The 20,224-nt window shown below is 37.6% G+C and carries 16 protein-coding genes and 2 tRNA genes; 14 read left to right on the plus strand and 4 right to left on the minus strand.

Features of this window, described 5'->3' with window-relative positions:
- Positions 1–138 precede the first annotated feature (138 nt).
- From DWZ63_RS11305 to DWZ63_RS11340, 8 genes are all read left to right on the plus strand, one after another.
- Entirely contained in the window at positions 139–1,962 is a 1,824-nt protein-coding gene (locus tag DWZ63_RS11305) for a SpoIIE family protein phosphatase (protein ID WP_147353230.1), read from the plus strand.
- 3 nt (positions 1,963–1,965) lie between these two features.
- On the plus strand, positions 1,966–3,393 hold the full coding sequence (gene tilS / locus DWZ63_RS11310; RefSeq protein ID WP_055940782.1) for a tRNA lysidine(34) synthetase TilS: 1,428 nt from the start codon (positions 1,966–1,968) through the stop codon (positions 3,391–3,393).
- A 15-nt stretch (positions 3,394–3,408) separates the two neighbouring features.
- A complete protein-coding gene (gene hpt / locus DWZ63_RS11315; protein WP_055940785.1) occupies positions 3,409–3,939 on the plus strand; it encodes a hypoxanthine phosphoribosyltransferase in 531 nt (176 codons plus the stop codon).
- Positions 3,940–4,035: 96 nt separating this feature from the next.
- Positions 4,036–5,931: an ATP-dependent zinc metalloprotease FtsH gene (ftsH, locus tag DWZ63_RS11320; RefSeq protein WP_055940788.1), complete on the plus strand. Its 1,896-nt coding sequence runs from the start codon at positions 4,036–4,038 to the stop codon at positions 5,929–5,931.
- A gap of 500 nt (positions 5,932–6,431) precedes the next feature.
- On the plus strand, positions 6,432–6,938 hold the full coding sequence (locus tag DWZ63_RS11325; RefSeq protein WP_055940790.1) for an SEC-C metal-binding domain-containing protein: 507 nt from the start codon (positions 6,432–6,434) through the stop codon (positions 6,936–6,938).
- Positions 6,939–7,022: 84 nt separating this feature from the next.
- On the plus strand, positions 7,023–8,513 hold the full coding sequence (locus DWZ63_RS11330) for an ATP-binding protein (protein ID WP_172794126.1): 1,491 nt from the start codon (positions 7,023–7,025) through the stop codon (positions 8,511–8,513).
- A 6-nt stretch (positions 8,514–8,519) separates the two neighbouring features.
- Complete coding sequence (locus DWZ63_RS11335; protein ID WP_055940796.1) at positions 8,520–9,602, plus strand: HD domain-containing phosphohydrolase; 1,083 nt, start codon at positions 8,520–8,522, stop codon at positions 9,600–9,602.
- Positions 9,603–9,659: 57 nt separating this feature from the next.
- Complete coding sequence (locus DWZ63_RS11340) at positions 9,660–10,943, plus strand: ATP-binding protein (RefSeq protein ID WP_118499951.1); 1,284 nt, start codon at positions 9,660–9,662, stop codon at positions 10,941–10,943.
- A 54-nt stretch (positions 10,944–10,997) separates the two neighbouring features.
- On the opposite strand, the gene DWZ63_RS11345 is transcribed toward DWZ63_RS11340, so the two are convergent.
- Positions 10,998–11,237, minus strand: coding sequence for a Veg family protein (locus DWZ63_RS11345; protein ID WP_022013914.1), 240 nt, complete (start codon positions 11,235–11,237; stop codon positions 10,998–11,000).
- A gap of 186 nt (positions 11,238–11,423) precedes the next feature.
- Between DWZ63_RS11345 and DWZ63_RS11350 the strand changes: the two genes are divergently transcribed.
- On the plus strand, positions 11,424–12,104 hold the full coding sequence (locus DWZ63_RS11350; protein WP_082440565.1) for a 3'-5' exonuclease: 681 nt from the start codon (positions 11,424–11,426) through the stop codon (positions 12,102–12,104).
- Between the two features lie 137 nt (positions 12,105–12,241).
- Here DWZ63_RS11350 and DWZ63_RS11355 read toward each other — a convergent pair whose 3' ends face one another.
- The gene (locus DWZ63_RS11355) at positions 12,242–14,380 is read right to left on the minus strand and encodes a lectin like domain-containing protein (protein WP_118499952.1); all 2,139 of its coding nucleotides are present in this window, start codon (positions 14,378–14,380) and stop codon (positions 12,242–12,244) included.
- A 452-nt stretch (positions 14,381–14,832) separates the two neighbouring features.
- On the opposite strand from DWZ63_RS11355, the gene ytvI reads away from it, so the two are divergent.
- Positions 14,833–15,960, plus strand: coding sequence for a sporulation integral membrane protein YtvI (gene ytvI, locus DWZ63_RS11360; protein ID WP_118499953.1), 1,128 nt, complete (start codon positions 14,833–14,835; stop codon positions 15,958–15,960).
- A gap of 57 nt (positions 15,961–16,017) precedes the next feature.
- On the opposite strand, the gene DWZ63_RS11365 is transcribed toward ytvI, so the two are convergent.
- Positions 16,018–16,884: a VanZ family protein gene (locus DWZ63_RS11365; protein WP_118499954.1), complete on the minus strand. Its 867-nt coding sequence runs from the start codon at positions 16,882–16,884 to the stop codon at positions 16,018–16,020.
- 407 nt (positions 16,885–17,291) lie between these two features.
- Between DWZ63_RS11365 and DWZ63_RS11370 the strand changes: the two genes are divergently transcribed.
- From DWZ63_RS11370 to ispF, 3 genes are all read left to right on the plus strand, one after another.
- Positions 17,292–17,364: transfer RNA gene (locus DWZ63_RS11370), tRNA-Val, on the plus strand.
- A gap of 33 nt (positions 17,365–17,397) precedes the next feature.
- Positions 17,398–17,471 (plus strand) — tRNA-Met (locus tag DWZ63_RS11375).
- Between the two features lie 182 nt (positions 17,472–17,653).
- Positions 17,654–18,199 (plus strand): 2-C-methyl-D-erythritol 2,4-cyclodiphosphate synthase, encoded by a 546-nt coding sequence (gene ispF / locus DWZ63_RS11380; RefSeq protein ID WP_055940810.1) that lies wholly within the window; start codon positions 17,654–17,656, stop codon positions 18,197–18,199.
- Between the two features lie 120 nt (positions 18,200–18,319).
- Here ispF and DWZ63_RS11385 read toward each other — a convergent pair whose 3' ends face one another.
- Positions 18,320–18,880, minus strand: coding sequence for a biotin transporter BioY (locus DWZ63_RS11385; protein WP_243020601.1), 561 nt, complete (start codon positions 18,878–18,880; stop codon positions 18,320–18,322).
- A 301-nt stretch (positions 18,881–19,181) separates the two neighbouring features.
- On the opposite strand from DWZ63_RS11385, the gene DWZ63_RS11390 reads away from it, so the two are divergent.
- Complete coding sequence (locus DWZ63_RS11390; protein ID WP_118499955.1) at positions 19,182–20,123, plus strand: hypothetical protein; 942 nt, start codon at positions 19,182–19,184, stop codon at positions 20,121–20,123.
- The last annotated feature ends 101 nt before the right edge of the window (positions 20,124–20,224 follow it).

Here is a 20,224-nt window from a genome sequence, read left to right on the forward strand (position 1 = left end):
TAAGGGCTGTTTGTTTTATGATTTTACTTCATAATAAAACAGTTCTTTTTTTGAGGTTGAGTTTTGACAAAATATGCCAATTTGATTATATATACTTTCTTTTATAAATTTGCCGGCAGGCGTGAAAAGGAGAGTATAATGAAGTATATCGGGAAAAAACTTTTTTTGCAGATGATAATAGGTTTTTTTGCAGGTCAGGTAGGAATATGTGGTATGTGTGTACTCGGAGTGGCATATTTTGCGGCGGTGTTTGAAAAGGCTAAGGCGAGACTTCTTCTGGCATTTTGCGTTATCGCAGGAATGTTTTTGGGTCTTCCTATGGAAATGGCATTGTGCGGCAGCATGGTCATATTGTCGATGCTCCTTATATACGATACGCTGGAAAGACAGAGAATACGCATAAAGACGATTCATGCGGCACTTATTGCAGCGGTAACATTTCTTATTTACGGTGGACTAAAGCTGTATATGTTTCCTTATAACGAGTATGATATAGCTCTTTTGATGTTTGGGACAGGTCTTGTGCTGTCGCTCACGAAGTTATTTAGCGAGATAGTTTGTTATGTTAAAGGCGGAAAAAGTTCAGGAGATAAGGAATATGAAAATATAATCGGCAACAGGCTCAATGATTTTTCTCATGTTTTTGACAGGATTTCCATAATGATGTCAGATGGGACAGAGGAAAACAGGTATATGGAGAGCCGTGATATAAGAAAGATTTTCAGGGAAATGTCAGAAAATGTGTGCACCAGATGTGAAAAGTATGAGGAGTGCTCAGGTCAGACGGCTATATGCCGACCGGAGAAATTTAAGACACTTAGTGTATCGCCTGACGGCTGCATAACGCTTGAGCAGATGCCGGTTGAGTTCGCAAGGGAGTGTATTCACTGTGACAGATTTTTGGAGGAGGCAAATCAAAATCTTTATATAGCAAGAAATATTATAGGGTACAGAAACAGGGTGAAACAGAGCAGAAAAGCTGTTGCAAATCAGATGAAAGAGATAAGTGCGGCAGTAAAAAATATGCTTGACAGTTTACCGAGGATGCAGCGGCTTTCAATAGAGCTTGAAGAAGCTTTTGAAAAAGAATTTAGAAAGAAAAGGGTTATATGTAAAAATATATATGCCTATGAAAAACAGGACGGGCAGATAGAGATAATCATGAATGCGAGAACTGTGAAAGGCAGGCTTGTAACTGCTACGGAGTTATCTAAGATAATGAGTAATATCATGCAGAAAAGGCTGAAACCGTCAGATGCATCAAGAAAGGTAATAGATACCGGGTTTGGCGAATATATTTTTGTTGAGGAGACAAAATATAAGGTGCTCACAGGAGTTGCAAGGCTCACAAAAGATGGCCAGTCAGTGTCAGGAGATACTTTTTCAATGATAAATCTTCCGAGCGGTGAGCTTTTGATGGCATTGTCGGACGGAATGGGAAGTGGGACAAGTGCGTTTGATGACAGTAAAAATGTTATAGAACTTCTGGAACAAATGTCGGAGGCAGGATTTTCGCAGACATCAGCGATAAGGCTTATAAATTCGCTGTATATGTCTGACCAGGAATTTGAAAATTATGCGACACTTGACATTTCTCTTATAAATCTGTATAAGGGAGAGTGCAGTTTTTTGAAAAACGGTGCTGTGGGTACATATGTGCTTAATCAGGGAAAGATGTACTGTATAGAGGGTCAGTCGCTGCCTATGGGTGTGGTATCTGATGCAGAGCCATATATAGGCAAGATGAGTCTGTATCCGGGAGATTATGTTATAATGATGACAGATGGTGTTGCGGATATGTTTTCGCAGGAAAGATACAATTTGGAAAAATTTATTAAACAGATAGAGATTGTCAATCCGGGGGATATGGCTCAGGCTATTGTTGATGAAGCGGTAAGCAGAAATAAAGGAGCCGTGTCTGATGATATGAGTGTTATAGTCGCCGGAGTATGGGAGAACTAGACGATGAATAAATATATTTACAAAAGGGTAAAATCATTTTGTGATGATAACGGCCTTATAGAAAAAAACGATAGCATCGTGACAGGATTGTCTGGCGGTGCGGATTCCGTGTTTTTGTTTTTATATCTGATACACATAAAAAAAGAGTATAATCTGAAATTGTGTTTTGTTCATGTAAATCACGGAATAAGGGGTAGTGAAGCCGGAAATGACCAGCATTTTGTAGAGGAACTATGTAAAAGAGAAAATGTGATGTATAAAGTTTTTTACAAGGATATTCCACAGATGGCAGATGAATTGTCAATGACTGAGGAAGAGGCGGGAAGAGTGTACCGCTATGAATGTTTTGATAAGATGCGAAAGGAACTTGGTTACAATAAGATAGCCGTGGCACATCATCAGGACGACCAGGCGGAAACGGTATTATTCCAGCTTATAAGAGGAAGCGGATTCAGGGGACTTGGCGGTATGAAAGCAAAAAACGGCTGCATCATAAGACCGCTGCTCTCGGTAAAAAAGCAGGAGATACTTGATTATCTCGATGAAAGCGGTCAGAATTACTGTATAGATTCCACGAATAATGATGACGAGTATGCGAGAAACCAGATAAGACACCATCTTATACCATATCTTCAGGAAAATCTTCAAAAAGAGACAGTTAGTCATATCGCAAAAACAGCATCATATCTTCAGGATGTTACAGAGTTTATCGATATACAGACTGATGCTGTATGGGACAGAGTCATAGTGTGTAAGGAGTCATTTCCTAAAGAGATAAGAGCGGGGCTTAGTGAGATGAAAAAGCTGCATATCGTATTGCAAAGGGAGATTTTTATGCGTATGATAGAATTTATGTCCGGCAGAAGAAAGGATATAACTGCAAGGCATATAGACTCTCTTATTAGGCTGCTAAACGGTCAGACAGGGAGAAAAATAGACCTCCCATACGATATAATTGTTGCAAAATATTATGACTTTGTGCTGATGTCCCACAAGGATAAATGGTATCACAGTTCACATAGTCCTCAGGAGATATATGAAGAAAGAATATCCGAGGGACAGGAGTACAATGTTACATTTACAAATAATACAAGTCATACGATTCGTTTCCATTTAGAAGAAAATGACTTAATGACAGACATTATCAAAAAAAATGACTGTACGAAATGGTTTGATTATGCTAAGATAAAAAATATGCCTAAGTTGAGATGCCCTAAAGAGGGGGATTATATGTGGCTTAGAACGGATGGAGCAAAGAAAAAGCTGAGCAGGGTGCTTATAGACAGCAAAGTGCCGGCTGACGAGAGAAAAGATATACTTGTGCTTGCGGAAGGAAGTCATATTTTATGGATTCCGGAGCTTGCAAGATGCAGTGCATATTATTACATTGATGAAAATACTAAAAAAGTGCTTTGTGCGAGCATTTATTAGAGAAAGGCGGAAATGATGAAGGAAGAAATTAGTGTTATGTATTCGGAGGAGGTTCTGAATAAGAAAATCGGGGAGATGGCAGAGCAGATAAGCAAAGATTATGAAGGAAAGTCGATTCATCTTATATGCATACTTAAAGGCAGTATCTTCTTTTGCTGTGAACTGGCAAAAAGGCTTACGGTGCCTGTAACTATTGATTTTATGTCAGCTTCAAGCTATGGCAATGAGACAAAAAGTACGGGTAAACTTAAGATAAATAAGGATCTTGATGAGGAGATTGACGGACTTCACTGCCTCATAGTCGAGGATATAATTGATTCAGGAAATACACTTAGCATGACAAAGAAAATGCTTGAGGGAAGAAACCCTGCAAGCCTTAAGCTTTGCACATTGCTCGATAAGCCTGACAGACGGGAAACGGAAGTTAATGTGGATTATACAGGCTTTACGATACCGGATGCGTTTGTTGTAGGATTTGGACTTGATTATGCCCAGAAATATCGAAATCTTCCTTATATTGGGATTTTGGATTTCGTTGAGGAATAAAATGATGCAAGTGTCAATGGACATATATTGTATCAGTTGATTTCAAAATATTTTTTGAAACTAACATCATAGAATAAAAGGTAGAGGAGACAATTCATGAAGAAACAGATGAAGATGAGTGGAATAGGTTTTTATTTGCTTGTTCTGGCTGTGATTTTTTGTGCAGTTTATTTTTCAGGCAACATAGAAAGCAGTTCCAGTGATTCTTATAGCATTGCTAATCTTAAAAAAGACCTCGGCAACGGTAATGTCACGAGTGCTTCCATAAGCCAGAACCAGGAGATACCGACAGGTGAGGTTGTAGTCAAATTGAAATCAGGAAAAAATGTTGATTTTTATGTATCAGATGTAAAAGATGTGCAGGAACTTTTAGACCAGTGGAATGTATCGTACAAACTTGGTGATGTAAAAAAGACATCATGGGTAATAACGACACTTCTTCCGTATGGTCTTGGTTTTGTCGCAATATTTTTGCTGTTTTCATTTCTGTCTGCACAATCTGCAAATTCAGGCGGCGGAAATTCAAAGATGATGAATTTTGGAAAAAGCAGAGCCAGAAGAATAGACCCTGAAGAACCGCACGCAAAGAGATTTAAGGATGTTGCAGGTCTTAAGGAGGAAAAGGAAGAACTTGAGGAGATAGTTGACTTTCTGGCAAATCCCGGAAGATATACAGATGTAGGAGCACGTATTCCTAAAGGAATCATCCTTGTTGGACCTCCGGGAACAGGTAAGACACTTCTTGCAAAAGCAGTGGCAGGAGAGGCAGGAGTACCGTTTTTCAGCCTTTCAGGTTCAGATTTTGTGGAGATGTTTGTTGGTGTCGGTGCATCGAGAGTAAGAGATATGTTTGCGGAAGCAAAGAAAAATGCACCTTGTATTGTGTTTATCGACGAGATAGATGCCGTTGCAAGAAAGAGAGGTTCAGGTCTTGGCGGCGGTCATGATGAGCGTGAGCAGACACTTAACCAGATGCTTGTTGAGATGGACGGATTTGGTGTAAACGAGGGAATAATCGTTATGGCTGCTACAAACCGTGTAGATATACTTGACCCTGCTATTTTAAGACCGGGAAGATTTGACAGAAAAGTTACTGTCGGCAGACCTGATGTAAGAGGAAGAGAAGAAATCCTGGAGGTTCATGCAAAGGGCAAGCCGCTTGGCGATGATGTTGACCTTAAGAAGATTGCACGCACTACAGTAGGTTTTACGGGTGCTGACCTTGAAAACCTTTTGAACGAGTCGGCTATCGTCTGTGCAAAAGAGGGCAGAAAGTTCATTGAACAGGAAGATATAAGCAAATCATTTATAAAGATAGGCATAGGCAAGGAAAAGAAGAGTAAGATAATCTCAGAGAAAGACCAGAAGATTACGGCTTACCATGAGGCAGGTCATGCTATACTTTTCCATGTACTTCCTGATGTGGGACCGGTTCACATGGTATCCATAATACCTACCGGCTCAGGGGCAGCAGGCTATACGATGCCTCTTCCGGAGCGTGATGAGACTTTTATGACAAAGGGAAAGATGAAGCAGGACATCATTGCAAGTCTTGGAGGAAGAATTGCGGAGTCGCTTATATTTGATGACATCACAACAGGTGCATCACAGGATATAAAACAGGCGACAAGTACAGCTAAGGCGATGGTTACGAAATATGGATTTTCAGAAAATGTCGGCATGATAAATTATGCTGATGAGGATGAAGTGTTTATAGGTCGAGATTTTGGACGCACAAGCAGAGACTACAGTGAAGATGTTGCAAAGACTATCGACAACGAAGTAAAAGCAATAATAGATGATGCATATGCACAGGCAAAATCAATACTTGAGGAACATATGGATGTGCTTCATAAATGTGCGAAACTTCTTCTTGAGAAAGAAAGGATAGACAGAGAAGAATTTGAAGCATTATTTGAGCCGGACGGAGTTGTACTTGAAAAGAAAGAAGCTGTTTCAGAAGAGGTTGATGTAGAACCTGACAGTTTGTAAGGAATTTAGTTTGTTCTGTGGAACTATGAAAAAAAGTCATTACGCTATATTGTAAATGTGCACAATAGAAAAGACTGAAAATGACTTTTGATTGACAAAAATGATAAATGCGAAAAAATCATGGCAAATATGCACAAAAACTTCTTTAAAAAATATACCAAGTTTGTGCACACTTATTTATACAACCTGTTATACTAATAATCGTAAACCCCAATACATTATATAGTTTTTGCTACACCCCATAAGTAACAAAAATACCTTCTCCAAAAGAGAGATTGCAATCGCAATCTCTCTTTTACTTTGCGTAACAGTTCAGCCCCAAAAAACAAGTCAATAATACATTGAGCGAGCTCATGTATTATTGACTTATCTTTTTTGGGCTGAACTGTTACTACTTTGCAAAAATATAGTTATGGTTTCGTTGACCTTGCAGTTAAATGTATGGTATAATGTGCCTTAGTAAAGAACAAAGAAAACAGGAAAGCAGGAAAGGAATTATTATGGGATTATTACAGGATTGGAGAGAATACGCATATGGCGTAGAGATTAATTCAAAAGCAGGAAAGGCGATTTGGGATAAATATTTTAAAGAGGAGAAAGCTATATATGAACAGCTTCTTGCAAATCCATCAGATGTAGTTACAGGAACAGTCAGGGAACTTGCAGAAAAGTATGGCATGGAATTAAACTATATGGTTGGATTTTTAGATGGCATAAATGAAAGCCTTAAAGAGCCAAATCCTATCGAGGACATGACTGCTGATACGGTAGTTAAGCTTGACATAGACCTTGAGAAACTTTATTACAACATGGTTGAAGCAAAGGCAGAGTGGTTATATGAACTTCCACAGTGGAACACACTTCTCTCTGTAGAAAGGCGTAAAGAAATTTATCGTGAACAGAAAAAGTCAGGAACTATTGTTAAAAACAAGAAGGTTGGAAGAAATGACCCTTGTCCTTGCGGAAGCGGTAAAAAATATAAATATTGCTGTGGTGCAAATAAATAGTAATAAACTCTTTTTTGCATGACGGTTTGCAAGCTGCCTTCATTGTTACATATGAGGGCTGCTGCTATAATGGAGGTGTCCGGTGTGAATGAAGAATATAAGACAGGCACAGACAGATACAAAGCATTGTTCAGCCAGACGAACAATATGATACTTTATTTTGACGCAGACGGCACGGTCTGTGAAAAAAATGATGCAGTGTGTAGAAATCTTGGATGCGATATGGATGAGACTATCTGTATTCAGGATATATTCAGGACTTGCATGACGGTCAAAGACGGTTGTATAGACCTTATAGGTCATAAGTATGGTGTCAGTTTTGAAACAGTGGCATACAGGAAAAACCAGACTTGTTTTTCGGTTGTTGCATATCTTGCCAGACTTCCTGAGAATACAGGCTGCTATGGATTTTGTATAATACATGATATAGTACAGCAGAAAGAAGCAAAAAAAGAACTTAGGACAGCACAGATAGAAGTTGAGGAGAGTCATAAAGAGCGTAATGAGATGGTTGCAAATGTTACACATGAGCTTAGGACCCCTGTAAATGGAGTTCTGGGACTTGCACAAAATCTCCTTGATACTGAGCTTGATTCAGAACAGCGTGAAAATGTAGAACTTATAGAGCAATGCTGCAGAAATATGATAAAGATCATAAACAATATCCTTGATTTTTCAAAATTGCAAGCCGGTAAGTTTACGATAGAATACACAGAATTTGATTTTTACCGCATGATGGATAATGTTGTAAAGTTAAACAGACCACAGGCAGAGTCAAAAGGACTTAAGCTTATCTGTAATGTAGGTGAGGATATACCAGAGGTTCTTATAGGTGATGAGCTTAGAGTGACTCAGGTTTTAAACAATCTTTTGTCCAATTCAATAAAATTTACATCACTGGGTCAGATAAATCTTAATGTTGTGAAAAGTGTTGAGACGGGTGAAGAGATAGAGCTCTTTTTCATGGTTACGGATACAGGAATAGGAATATCGGAGCAGGAAAAAGATAAACTGTTCAAGAGCTTTTCACAGGTGGATGCATCTATCACACGAAAATTTGGTGGCACGGGTCTTGGACTAAGCATCGTTAAAAGTCTTGTTGAAATGATGGGTGGAGATATAAATGTTGAGAGTGAAAAAGGAAAAGGAAGTACATTTTCATTTTCAATAAAAGTGAAAAAAGTAGTATTACAGGAATCTGAAAACAGTATCGGGAACAATGCAAATGAAACAGAAAAGAAAGAATATTCATTTAATTATGGAGATGCATTGTCTGCTGAGCCGGAGGAAACAGAAAATAAATTATATAAACTCGGCTCGGATGAAAATATGAAAGCAATTACCGATACTTGTGAAAAGCTTGTCCTCTGTATCGAAATGGAAAACTGGAACAAGGCAAACGGTTTTGCGGATACCATAAAAACGCTTGTGGCTGATGACCCTATGAATTTAAAAAGAAAGGCATTCAGACTTCAGATGACGGTCAGAAAAGGCGACCATGAGGCAGCTTTAAATGATTACAATGTTCTCAAAGAGGCTATAGAGGAGTTTAGATTACAGTTGGAAAGGCGGTGATTTAGCGTGGCATCGAACATACATGTGAATGAACAGCCAAATATACTGATAGTGGATGATATATCTACTAATCTTGTTATTCTTTCCGAAATGATAAAGCAGACCGGATGTATTCCAAGACCGGTCACAAGTGTCAGGCAGGCACAGACAGCCATAGAAAGAAAGACACCACAGCTTATATTGCTGGATATATCCATGCCTGACACGGATGGATTTGAATTTTGTGCCATGCTGAAAGCTGACATAAAAACCAGGGATATACCGATTATATTTATCTCAGCACTTGATTCTGTTGAAGATAAGATAAAAGGGTTTAAACTTGGAGCTGTCGATTATATAGCAAAGCCTTTTGAAAAAGAGGAAGTAACATTAAGGTTAAATACACATCTTAAGATATACAAAATGCAGCAGGAGATGGAGTCGTATAACAAAAAACTTCATCAGGTAGTAAATGAGCAGATAACGAGAGTTAATGAAGAACAGAAAAATGTACTTGCAGCACTTGCAGAAATCTTAAAAATGCGTGCAAACATTTATGAGAGAGGAATTGATAAGGTTTCGGCAAACAGTCGTATGCTTGCCATAAGTCTTCAATTTTCACCTAAGTTTGATAAGGAAATATCGAGTGCTTTCGTTGATAAGATAGAGACTGCTTCTTTGTTACATGATATAGGTATGCTTTCCGTAAACGATGCAGTTGCATATAAAAACACCAATCTTACAGCAGATGAGCTGGAAGGTATAAGGCGGCATACGGTGGTTGGAGCAGATTATTTGCAAAAGATAAATACGGACAAAAATAAAAACGGTTATCTTGAGATGGCAGTCGAAATAGCAAAATATCATCATGAGAACTGGGATGGAACAGGCTATCCGGAGGGACTCTCAGGCACAGATATACCCCTTTCTGCGAGGATAGTAGCGGTCATAGATACATTTATGGCATTGAACAGTGAAAGAAGCTACAGAGACGCATATACGCGGGAGGAGAGTGTTGAGATTATAAAGAGTGAAGCCGGCAGGAGATTTGATCCGGATATAATAGATATATTCAGTAAGATTCAGAAACAGTTATCCTGTGAGCTGTAAGAAAAACAGGAGAGACATAAATACAGTACATAATTTATACAGGCAGGAGGAAAGGCAATGGACTCTATGATGGGAATATTTTATGAAGAAAGTTCAAGGCTTGTAGAAGAGTTAAAGAGAAATTTTTCAGAATATATTGGTAAAGATATATATGGTCAGGAACTCATACAGGAAATTTTCCGTGCAGTCCATACAATAAAAGCTGATGCCACAATGATGCTGTTTGACGGTATAGCGGCATTAAGTAAAAAATTTGAAAGATTATTGTACTGTTTTAGAAATGGTCCTAAGGTGATTGAGGATACAGAGCTTTTTGACGGTGTGTTTTGCGGATATGTAGATTTTGTTGAACAGGAGCTTGATAAAATTGCTCAAGGGGAAGCACTGGAAAATGTACCGGAAGAACTGTCAAAAAATATTTCTGAATATGTAGACAATCTTAAGGAACAGTATGAACTTGATGAATCTCAGATAACAGGTAAAAAGACGGCTGATAAAAAGGAAAAAGCGAAAAGACAGATATATTATATTCCGGGGGCTCAGGTACCGGTGGAGAAATCGGATAAAGAAGAAAAAAGGGTAGTAAAATATGAAAATAAGGACTTAAATGGAGTCATAGTCATAAAAAAGTCGGATTTAAATAAAATTCAGCTAAACATTACGAAAATGGGCAGTGTGATAAAGACGCTTAAGAAAGTATCTGACAGGGAAAATTATGAACTAGTACTGCCTGAGATAAACAGTCTTGTTGAGATAAATAAAGAACTTAGCAATGTGGCTAAAGGTTTTACAAAAGGGGATTTTACTGCTGTGGCGGAAAAGATGGAAATTCTTGTCGATGAGATGTCTGCGGCTTTAAACAAAAATGTCCGTCTTTTAGTTAAAGGCGAGGATATTATGATAGACAAGTATAAACGCGACAAGATTTCAACGGCACTTATTCACATGATAAGAAATTCGGTTGACCACGGAATTGAGGATTTAGAAACAAGAGAGAGGCTTGGCAAAACACCGGTAGGTCTGATAAAAATAAAATTTCAAAATGAAAATGAAAATATCATGATAACAGTCGAAGATGATGGTGCAGGTATAAACAGCGGAAAAGTTATTGAAGCAGCTCAAAAAGCAGGTGTATTAAAAAAGAAACCGGAAGAGTATAAAAAAGAAGAAATAATGGAGCTTTTATTGGTGAATGGCATAAGCACAACTGATATTCCTAATGATTATTCAGGAAGAGGGGTTGGAATGGATGTTATAAATCATTCAATAAAGGAAATCGGAGGAAAGTTAAATATAACTTCAGAAGAAGGATTTGGAACTAAAATAGAAATGGAAGTATAAAATTAAAAGCTGTCCTGTATGGACAGCCTTTATATCCTATGTGTATCGGACAGATCAGATAAGCTGCATTTGGACATCTTTTGTTAAGACATCTGTATAGCTGAAAGATACTGTCTGTACTGTATCATCTAATTTGTTTTCAACTTCAACAAGGAAGATGCTTGGATAAGTCTCGCTGATAACACCCTCTGTAATATCAATCTTATGTCTTCCGCGGTTGGCACGGATTTTAACTCTGTTTCCGACATTTTTATCAACCGAAGATTTAACTTTTCTTATATCTGCTTGACTCATGTTTCACCTGTTCCTTTCAAAAAAGACTGGTATGACACCAATCTGTACAAAACGCTACAAGTAAAATTATACCATAAAATAAAGTATAAGTCAATTTAGGTGCTGTTCGTAAATATATGATTGACATGAACAATAAGTTAATTTAACATAATTAAAGAATTTTAAAATACCGCATAAGGAGGTGGAATGTTGAAACATATAATGATAGACCTTGAGATGAACAAAATAAAAAAACAGTACAGAGATGATAAGAAACTGGCAAATGAACTTATTGAGATTGGTGCCGTGAAGATGGATGATGATTTTAATGAAGTTGACAGGTATCAGTCTTATGTTATGCCTGATTATGGAAAAATGGATTCTCATATTATCAAATTGACCGGGATAACGGATGAAAAACTTGAGGGTGCACCGGGATTTAAAGATGCCATGCAGGATTTTGAAAAGTGGATAGGTGGTGGTGCAGTGACATTTTATTCATGGAGCATGGCAGATATAAGGCAGTTTCAGACGGAGTCGGCATTTAAGGAATATCAGTCGGAGACACTCCGTAAGATGGAGAAAAACTGGATTGATTTCCAAGAAGAGTATAGCAGGCTGCTCGGAATAGACAAAAGGATTAAGCTTAAGCAGGCAGTATCATCGGCTGATTATGATTTTAAAGGGGCACAGCATACTGCACTTGCTGATGCGGTAAATACGGCTGAGATATTAAAGTTATCAAAGAATCCACAGGAATTTGAGCGTGTTATGAAACCGATACTTGACTTGTTCAGAAAAGATCAGGGAGGCTCGACACTGATTGATATGTGTCCGGAATTTTTTGCGGAAGCATTAAAAAAGGATGAAACAAAAAAGAAGGAATAGATAATCAAATATCTATTCCTTCTTTTTATAACTATATATATGAATTATTAACTTATATAGCAATTTTTGGAGGGCAAAACGCTGTTTTTTAGTTTTTTATGGAATTAGGAAAATGTTGTAATATAGCGGTGTCCTTTTTACCTGACTGTTACGCGTACGCGGGCTTTTTTACCGTTAAATGCTTTTAATGTGATAGTTGTTCTGCCGCGTCTTTTTGCTTTTACTTTTCCTTTTGAATTTACGGTAGCAACAGATTTTCTTGAAGATGAGAATTTAATCTTTTTACTGTAATAACCTTTTGAAAATCTGACTTTGACCGTAAAGGAATGACCGCGGCGCACAGTTTTTCTCTTGTAAGGACGGCTTGAAATACGCTTTGGTGCCTTGTAAACATTAACTGAGTAAGTGGCAATGTTTCCGTCATTTGATATTGCGGTAATGCGTGCACTTCCTTTTGAAAGTCCTTTTATCTTACCGGTAGTATTATTTACGGAAACAACTTTGTTGTTGCTGCTCTTGTAGCTTATACTTGAGCTGTCTGTTTTCGTAGAAAGTTTTGCTTTAAGTGTATAAGTTTCTCCTTTTCCGATTTTTACTGATTTTTTTGAGAAGGAAACTTTAGTGTTTGTAGCAGCAATACCGTTTGAGGTAAATGCTTTTATAGGAATATTGTTTAAAGTTCTGTCATTATATGTGGCACAGTCTATCCATGAATTGTCGTTGTAAAGATAACTCTGTCCCGGTTCGCTGGCATAAGAGTAAAGCACACCGCTGTTTAACTCACTTCTTCCCTCTATAGGGATATAAGCCTGATTTTTTGTTGAAGCATCATATTTATATGTAATCGCAACGGCAAATTTACTTCCCGGAGAAAGAGTGCAGCTTGTTGGAAGTTTTATGGTGTGATAACCATTGTAATCTGCTGTACCTGATATGGTGCAGGCACTTGCTAAAGTACCGGTGTCAGGAGTGGTTCCGGTGAGGTTTTTATAAATTTTAATCGTGTATTTCTGATTGTCGCTTATCGTGTAAAATGAAACGGCATTTAATGTCTCTTCAAATGATGAACTGCTTGTAAAGACATTTGCACCGGTAAAGTCATTTCCGGGAATACTTACTGCATCAGACCAGCCGTTTCCGTCATACTGATATATATTTTCATAGTTTGCTGTAGTTTCAACTGCCATTGTGTAAATATCACTTATTGACGGTTCTTCGTATGAGAGCCAGAAATATCCGCCGTCATTGTACTTTGTTCCGTAGCTGTTAGCTATAAGCCACGCGCCGTTTGAGGATGGACGGCTGCCCTCCTTGAAGTTGTCTTTTGAGTAACTGTCATCCCATCCGATAATGGTTACGCAGTGATTTGCAGCCTGTTTTGCAATATTTCCGGTGTATGTAGTCTGATAATAAGATTTACCGGAATTTGTGTTTGTCTCAAAACCTGATGCATCGTAGTAGAGTGATGCATTTAATGCACCCTGGTTCATTATGGCTTTTTTGATAGTGCTTCTTGTAGTATAGTCTAGACAATCTGCATTCTGGAGATGAACATATGAATCATATCGCAAAGATTCACCGTTTGCCGTCATAGTATTTATCATTTCCTGCTCTTTGTCTGTTGTATCAGCGTTAAAAGGTGCTGCTTCTTCTTTTTCGGCACCTGACCATGCGGCAAGAGTGAATATGGCTGAAAGTGCATTTCCGCCTGCATCGTAAGCGTTTAAGGTCTGTCCCTGACCAAATGGGTTAAATACACCTGATGGAAGGTCTGTACCCTTAATAGAGCATCCGTCACCATACATAGGGCTTTGTGTGTTTGTAATAGGATTGTATGAATACCAGGTAAGATGGCTTTCTGAATAGTCAGCAGTTTCAATGGTGTTAAGTCCGTTTAATATAGAGTTTGATTCCATGGCTTTTACGGCGGCAAAAGCCCAGCAGCTTCCTGTAACACCCTGGTCTTTGATAGAGGTTGTCTGTCCGTATTTTCTAAGATCATATGATGATGGGACAGAAGTTGCCTTTTTTCGTGTTGAAGGAAGGGAAGCGGAAGAACCGTCAAAATCAATTTTTTTGCCGTTTTCATCAACATATGAATAACGGAGAAGTCCGTCGTTGTTTTTTGAGACAACTCTTGACATTACAGACATATTGTCTATGCTTTTTTTGGTTGTTGTTTTCGCATCTGTCTGCACGGGAGCGTTTAAGCCTGCTATTGCAACACCTGCTGCGAGTGCACTGCAGAATGCTTTTTTTAAGTAAATGTTTTTCATAGTGTAAATCCTTTCACATAATTTATGTAATAGGTATTTGCGAAAATAATTATATGTTGTGTTATAGATGCACAATTTAATCTCACATTATGATAGTTTCGCAATTACCTAAATTTGCGTAATAAAATATTTATTTGTGAGTAAAACGCTGGTTTTGCTCTTTTTTAAAGCATAGGAAAATGCTCGTAAAGTAGTGTGGCACCAACAAGAATTGCGAAGCAATTCTTGTGGAGCAAAACGCCGGTTTTGCTCTTTTTTATTTTACAGTAAAATCAGCTTGGATACAATAACCTTGTACACTGCATATATAAGAATAGCAGAAATACCTTAAACAAAGTATAAATATTTTATGAAACTTTTTTAATATGTAAAAAATATATATGACTTTATGCTACAATATCATTATGTCAGAAAAGTTGCATGAATAATATAGAAAGGGATTGGAATAAAAATTGGAAGAAAATAATAGGGAGTTAAGAAAAAAGATATGTGTTCACCTGGCTGTATGCCTGGCATTTATACTTATTGCAATATTTGCAATACCGCCGCTGTTTCGACTGTGTCTGCCGCTGATAGTGGCATGGTTTATAGCAATGATTGCAAATCCGCTTGTAAGATTTCTTGAAAACAAGATAAAGATAATGAGAAAACATGGAACTGTAATAGTTATAGTGCTTGTTCTTGCACTGATATGTGCGGCTATATATGGTATTATTTCGTTTATTGTTGTGCAGACGAGTCTGCTTATAGATGACCTGCCAAGCGTATATGAGTCAGTAGTAAACAATATCCAGCAGGCGATGAGCGTCCTTCACGAAAAGATAAATATAATTCCGGCAGATGTACAGAGTATGTTGGGAAAGAAAAATGTGCAGCTCAACGAGTATATACTAACTGCGTTAAAATCACTTAAGACAAGTCCGGTATCGACAGTCGGAAATGTTGCAAGTTCGCTCATTGACTTCTTTGTATTATTGATACTTACACTTATGATGACATATTTCTTTGTGGCAGACCACGACAAGATAAAAGAAGAAGTTGCAGCTCATATGCCGGAGTCGATAAAAAAAGGCTGGCAGATGACAAAGGATATTATCGTAAAGGCTATAGGTGGGTACCTTAAAGCCTGCTTTCAGATAATGATAGTAGTATTTGTGATACTGTTTACAATTTTTTTGATAATGGGACAAAAATATGCGGCACTTATCGCACTTATTACGGCATTTCTGGATTTTCTTCCTTTTTTGGGAACGGGAATAATTCTTACACCGTGGGCAATTTATGAGATAATAACAGGTGATTATAAAGCAGCGGTAATACTTGTGGCAGCATACTTTATTTCTTTGTTTGTGCATCGAATACTTGAACCTAAGCTTATAGGCGACAGTGTGGGTATGAGTCCGTTTTTGACACTTATATCAATGTTTATTTTTTACAGGCTTATAGGTATGCTCGGACTTATAGTTGGTATTCCGATAGCAATGGTATTGCAGGCATTTTATGAGGGTGGAGTATTTGACAATACGATTCGCGGTATAAAGATACTTGTAAAAGATATAAATGAATATAGAAAATTTTAGATGAAAATAAGAGGTCACGGAATATCTTGAGATAATCCGTGACCTCTTGGTTTAAAATTAAAAATGATATTTTTTCTGCTGTGCTCTGCTTATCATAAAATCGCGTGTGGCAATAGTCTGGAAAGCACCGTTCATAATGTGGAATAAGACAACACCGATGAAAATACCTATAAGGGAGAATACGCAGTCATCAATATCTCCACGGCCAAGTCCTGTCATATACTGTGCGGCTTCAAGGGCAGCAGGGAAAAGGATGTATATGATTATCCTAAACACAAAATTTAATTTTCTGAGTGCAACCCTGCAAAGATAACCGAAAGGAATACCCAGGCAGACAAGCTGTAATGCATAAAAGACAAATTCATTTATGCTTTTACCTGCTTTGAATGTGTGTTCAATGTAAGTTCCGGTAGCCATAAAAGGTATAAAGTTGTGTGCACCGAATTTGAGGCTGTGATATGGCGGGACAATAGGTGTTATAAAATATTGTTTTGCAATCACGAAAATATATATCAGTGTAAAGAAAATGCACATACGATTGAAAAATTTATGGTAGCCGTCAAATCTTGGCCCTCTGTCAAACAGGTCACGAAGCGTGCAATAAAGGAAAGGAATAATCCAGTTTGCAAGTACAAGACATGGGAGCCAGAAATCAAAACATATCCATTCATTTGGTTGAATGACATATATAGCTATGGCAAAGACAAGCGTTGAAATAGTCATACTTGCTGCGTGTAAAAAGTTGTAATCATAATTCAGAGATGACTCTAAGAAAAAATGTGCAAGAAGTACTGATGCAACTCCGGCAAATATAACAGACACATAGTGCATAGGTACAAGGTAGTAGAGACACATTGTAGTGATAAGTGAAAGCAGACTCAGTAAAAGTACAAGACTGCTTATGTTTACGGTTCTTTTGTTCATGATAATCCTCCGTTCTTATGTGATGTTACACTATTATAAACTATTTATAATAATAAGCTGAAATAAAAATAAGTCAATACGAATTGGAAAGAGTTTACAAATTTTGTGGGCGGGTGCATCAATTGTAACAGTTCAGCCCTTCATTTATTACATTCGTAAACCTGCCAGCAAGCTGTCAGTCGCTGCTATGCAGCTTGAGTTTACTTCATTTCATAAATGAAAGGCTATTCAGCCATAAAAAGGTACTTAACAATACAATGAACAAGCTCATTGTATTGCCAATTATCTTTTTATGGCTGAACTGTTACCATTAAAAAAAATTTAAAAAAAGTGTTGACATATGTTTCGTTGTCTGGTATAGTAAGGAAGTCGCGTGAGACAAGACAAAAACACACGACATCGAAAAAGGGATCTTAGCTCAGCTGGGAGAGCATCTGCCTTACAAGCAGAGGGTCACAGGTTCGAGCCCTGTAGGTCCCATTACAGTGAGTTTTCACTGATATAATTTAATATGGCGGGATAGCTCAGTTGGCTAGAGCACACGGTTCATACCCGTGGTGTCGTGGGTTCAAATCCCTCTCCCGCTACTATATAATCCCCTGAAACATATGCTTCAGGGGATTTTCGTATATTTATGGTTCGTTTGTTTTTGTACCGAAAATAGTATGGTGTGGCTAATCGTAATGATAACAGTGTGAATGGTAAATGTAATGTTATTATAATAATTTTATGTAAGTGCGGATGATATTGCACGGAAATGAGGTTTAATATGAGAGTAGGAATGGGTTATGATGTTCATAAATTAGTCGAGGGGCGTGCCCTTATATTAGGCGGTGTGAATATACCATATGAAAAAGGGCTTCTTGGACATTCGGATGCAGATGTGCTTCTCCATGCTATTATGGATGCACTTCTGGGTGCGGCAGCACTCGGAGATATAGGAAAACATTTTCCTGATACGGATGACAGATATAAGGGAATATCAAGCATAAAACTTCTTGGTGAGGTTGGAAAGCTTCTTGATGAGGAGTGTTATATTATAGAAAATATTGATGCGACCGTGATAGCACAGCGTCCGAAACTTCGGGATTATATTGACACTATGCGGGAAAATATAGCAAAAACGCTTAATATCGAAGTTCGCAGGGTAAATGTAAAGGCAACAACCGAGGAGGGACTTGGCTTTACGGGAACAGGTGAGGGTATCTCATCACAGGCTGTATGTTCACTGTCCTCAATGTTTGATTATTCGGTGGACATGACAAAAACAAACCCGGCAGGTTGTGCCGGGTGTAAAGGATGTATGAAAAAATGATCCGCTAAACACCGACAATAAAATTGGAGGTGTTTGCAGGATTGCGAAAATTGCATAGCAATGAAGCAATCCGTGGCATTAGTTGGTGTCAAAATACCTTTTGACATCAACATCATGACATTAATCTATGGCATTGTTTAATATTTTTCTGAATGAAGGAGCAATAAAAGCGGCAACAATGGCTTTCACGGTATCAAGTGCGATAAATGGTATGAAGCCTGCGATAAATGCCGCTTTAAAATTGATTCCTCCGATTATCATTATCCATAAAGTTCCGAAAAGGTCTACAAATACTGCTGAAACAATAGCTGCTATTGTGAAATATATTCTGCTGTATGTGCGTTTACAGACGATTGGAAGTACAATTGCGATAATTACGAAAGCGAAAGAATATCCGCCGTACTGACCGAGCAGGTATCCGATTCCACCCTGACCGCCGATAAATACAGGTACACCGACAGCACCGAGTAAAAGCCATACAAGAGATATGAAGAAGGACTGTTCAACGGCAAAGACAAGTCCGATAAGTGTCACTACAAAGTTAAGTGCCGTGATATGGCTTCCGTTTGGAAGAGGGATGCTTATGTATGCCGATACGCAGAGTACGGCGGCAAAAAGTGCCATAAGTACGAGATTCTGGGTTGTAAAAGTTGTTTTGTTCTTAGTTATTGAGTTGTTCATTTGTTTCCTCCTAAATAAGTGTATGTGTTATTAAGTGTTTGCGAAACTATAATTAAAGATTATAATGGTTTCGCAAACATTTAATTATTTATTTGCAAGTATATAGATGTAAAATTAGATTGTCAACCTAAAAATTATATGGGTTGACATAAATGAGACAAAATTATATACTTTTTTTGGAAGTTTTTGAGATACAATTATGCATATCGACAAAATATATCTAAGGTGTGAATGGTAATAGTTGATATGCTACAGGGATAAAATATACAGAAATTAAATTTTTGCGGTTAAGAGGATTTATATGGAACATGGATTGTTAAGAAGATATTTTGCAGCTTTTTCTAAAATCCCGGGTTTTTCAAACTGGGTCATAGCAAAAGCAAGTCTTGAATTAAAAAAGCCTGAAATAAAGAATATTTGTCTTAGGACAGAAATAGGACATTCAGAAATGGGAAATAAGTATGCTGAACCGGGATGTTCTGAAATATCTAATAAGTGTAATCAGACAGAAACAGGACATTCTGAAATGGATAATGGGGATTGTGATAGAAACAGGTATGATGCTGATAAAGTTAAGTGCCGTTTAAGTGACTGTATATATTATAACGATGAGCCGGAAGCAGAAATTTTAAGGCAGAAAAAGAATTATGCACTTATGTCGGTTAGTGAGAGTTTTTTGGATGGTTCTAAAATTAGACTTGATATACATCTTATAAAAATAATAAGCAGCAGTGAAAATACATTTAACTCATCAGCGGATAGGACAAGTGACAGTATTGCGGATAGTGGTGCAAAAGATAAAGAGCATATAAGTGACGAATACATGGGAGTGGAAAGTAACGGAAAGATTTGCGATATGCTTTTTGAAAATAGGGAGATAATTGACTTTGTGGAGAGCGTGGATGATAGAAATCCGATACACAGAAATGAGAAAGCAGTAGTACCCGGATTTCTTATTTTGGAAAAATTTCTTGAAGATAAAGATTTGTTTGGAAAAGAAACAGATAAAGATATTTTTGATTTAAAAAAAAGACGAAAAGAAAATAAAACCACTTATGACAATAAAAAAATGGAGTCTGCATTTAAAATTGAGATAAAATATATTCTTCCGGTTTTTGCAGGTGAGAGAATATACTTGTATAGAGATGGAAATATGATTACGGGAATGGTGCAAAGAAGCGGTTGTGGCAGCGATGAGAACAAAGGAATTAAAGTGTTTGAGATAAAATGCAAGGGAGATTAAAAAAAGCAGGCATACAGATAGCGTGTTTAACGGATTTGAGATAATAGGTAAGAGGAAGTTATAAAAATTTTAAATATAGGCTTCTGGGTGCTTCATAAGTG

The organism is Clostridium sp. AF34-13 (assembly GCF_003477845.1).
GTDB classification, from domain to species: Bacteria; Bacillota; Clostridia; order Lachnospirales; family Lachnospiraceae; genus Butyribacter; species Butyribacter intestini.

What these genes read in the sequence shown, in the direction of transcription:
- DWZ63_RS11305 (WP_147353230.1), top strand. Translation starts at nt 139, where the DNA reads ATGAAGTATATCGGGAAAAAACTTTTTTTGCAGATGATAATAGGTTTT.
- tilS (WP_055940782.1), top strand. Translation starts at nt 1,966, where the DNA reads ATGAATAAATATATTTACAAAAGGGTAAAATCATTTTGTGATGATAAC.
- hpt (WP_055940785.1), top strand. Translation starts at nt 3,409, where the DNA reads ATGAAGGAAGAAATTAGTGTTATGTATTCGGAGGAGGTTCTGAATAAG.
- ftsH (WP_055940788.1), top strand. Translation starts at nt 4,036, where the DNA reads ATGAAGAAACAGATGAAGATGAGTGGAATAGGTTTTTATTTGCTTGTT.
- DWZ63_RS11325 (WP_055940790.1), top strand. Translation starts at nt 6,432, where the DNA reads ATGGGATTATTACAGGATTGGAGAGAATACGCATATGGCGTAGAGATT.
- DWZ63_RS11340 (WP_118499951.1), top strand. Translation starts at nt 9,660, where the DNA reads ATGGACTCTATGATGGGAATATTTTATGAAGAAAGTTCAAGGCTTGTA.
- DWZ63_RS11345 (WP_022013914.1), bottom strand. Translation starts at nt 11,237, where the DNA reads ATGAGTCAAGCAGATATAAGAAAAGTTAAATCTTCGGTTGATAAAAAT.
- DWZ63_RS11350 (WP_082440565.1), top strand. Translation starts at nt 11,424, where the DNA reads ATGTTGAAACATATAATGATAGACCTTGAGATGAACAAAATAAAAAAA.
- DWZ63_RS11355 (WP_118499952.1), bottom strand. Translation starts at nt 14,380, where the DNA reads ATGAAAAACATTTACTTAAAAAAAGCATTCTGCAGTGCACTCGCAGCA.
- DWZ63_RS11365 (WP_118499954.1), bottom strand. Translation starts at nt 16,884, where the DNA reads ATGAACAAAAGAACCGTAAACATAAGCAGTCTTGTACTTTTACTGAGT.
- ispF (WP_055940810.1), top strand. Translation starts at nt 17,654, where the DNA reads ATGAGAGTAGGAATGGGTTATGATGTTCATAAATTAGTCGAGGGGCGT.
- DWZ63_RS11385 (WP_243020601.1), bottom strand. Translation starts at nt 18,880, where the DNA reads ATGAACAACTCAATAACTAAGAACAAAACAACTTTTACAACCCAGAAT.
- DWZ63_RS11390 (WP_118499955.1), top strand. Translation starts at nt 19,182, where the DNA reads ATGGAACATGGATTGTTAAGAAGATATTTTGCAGCTTTTTCTAAAATC.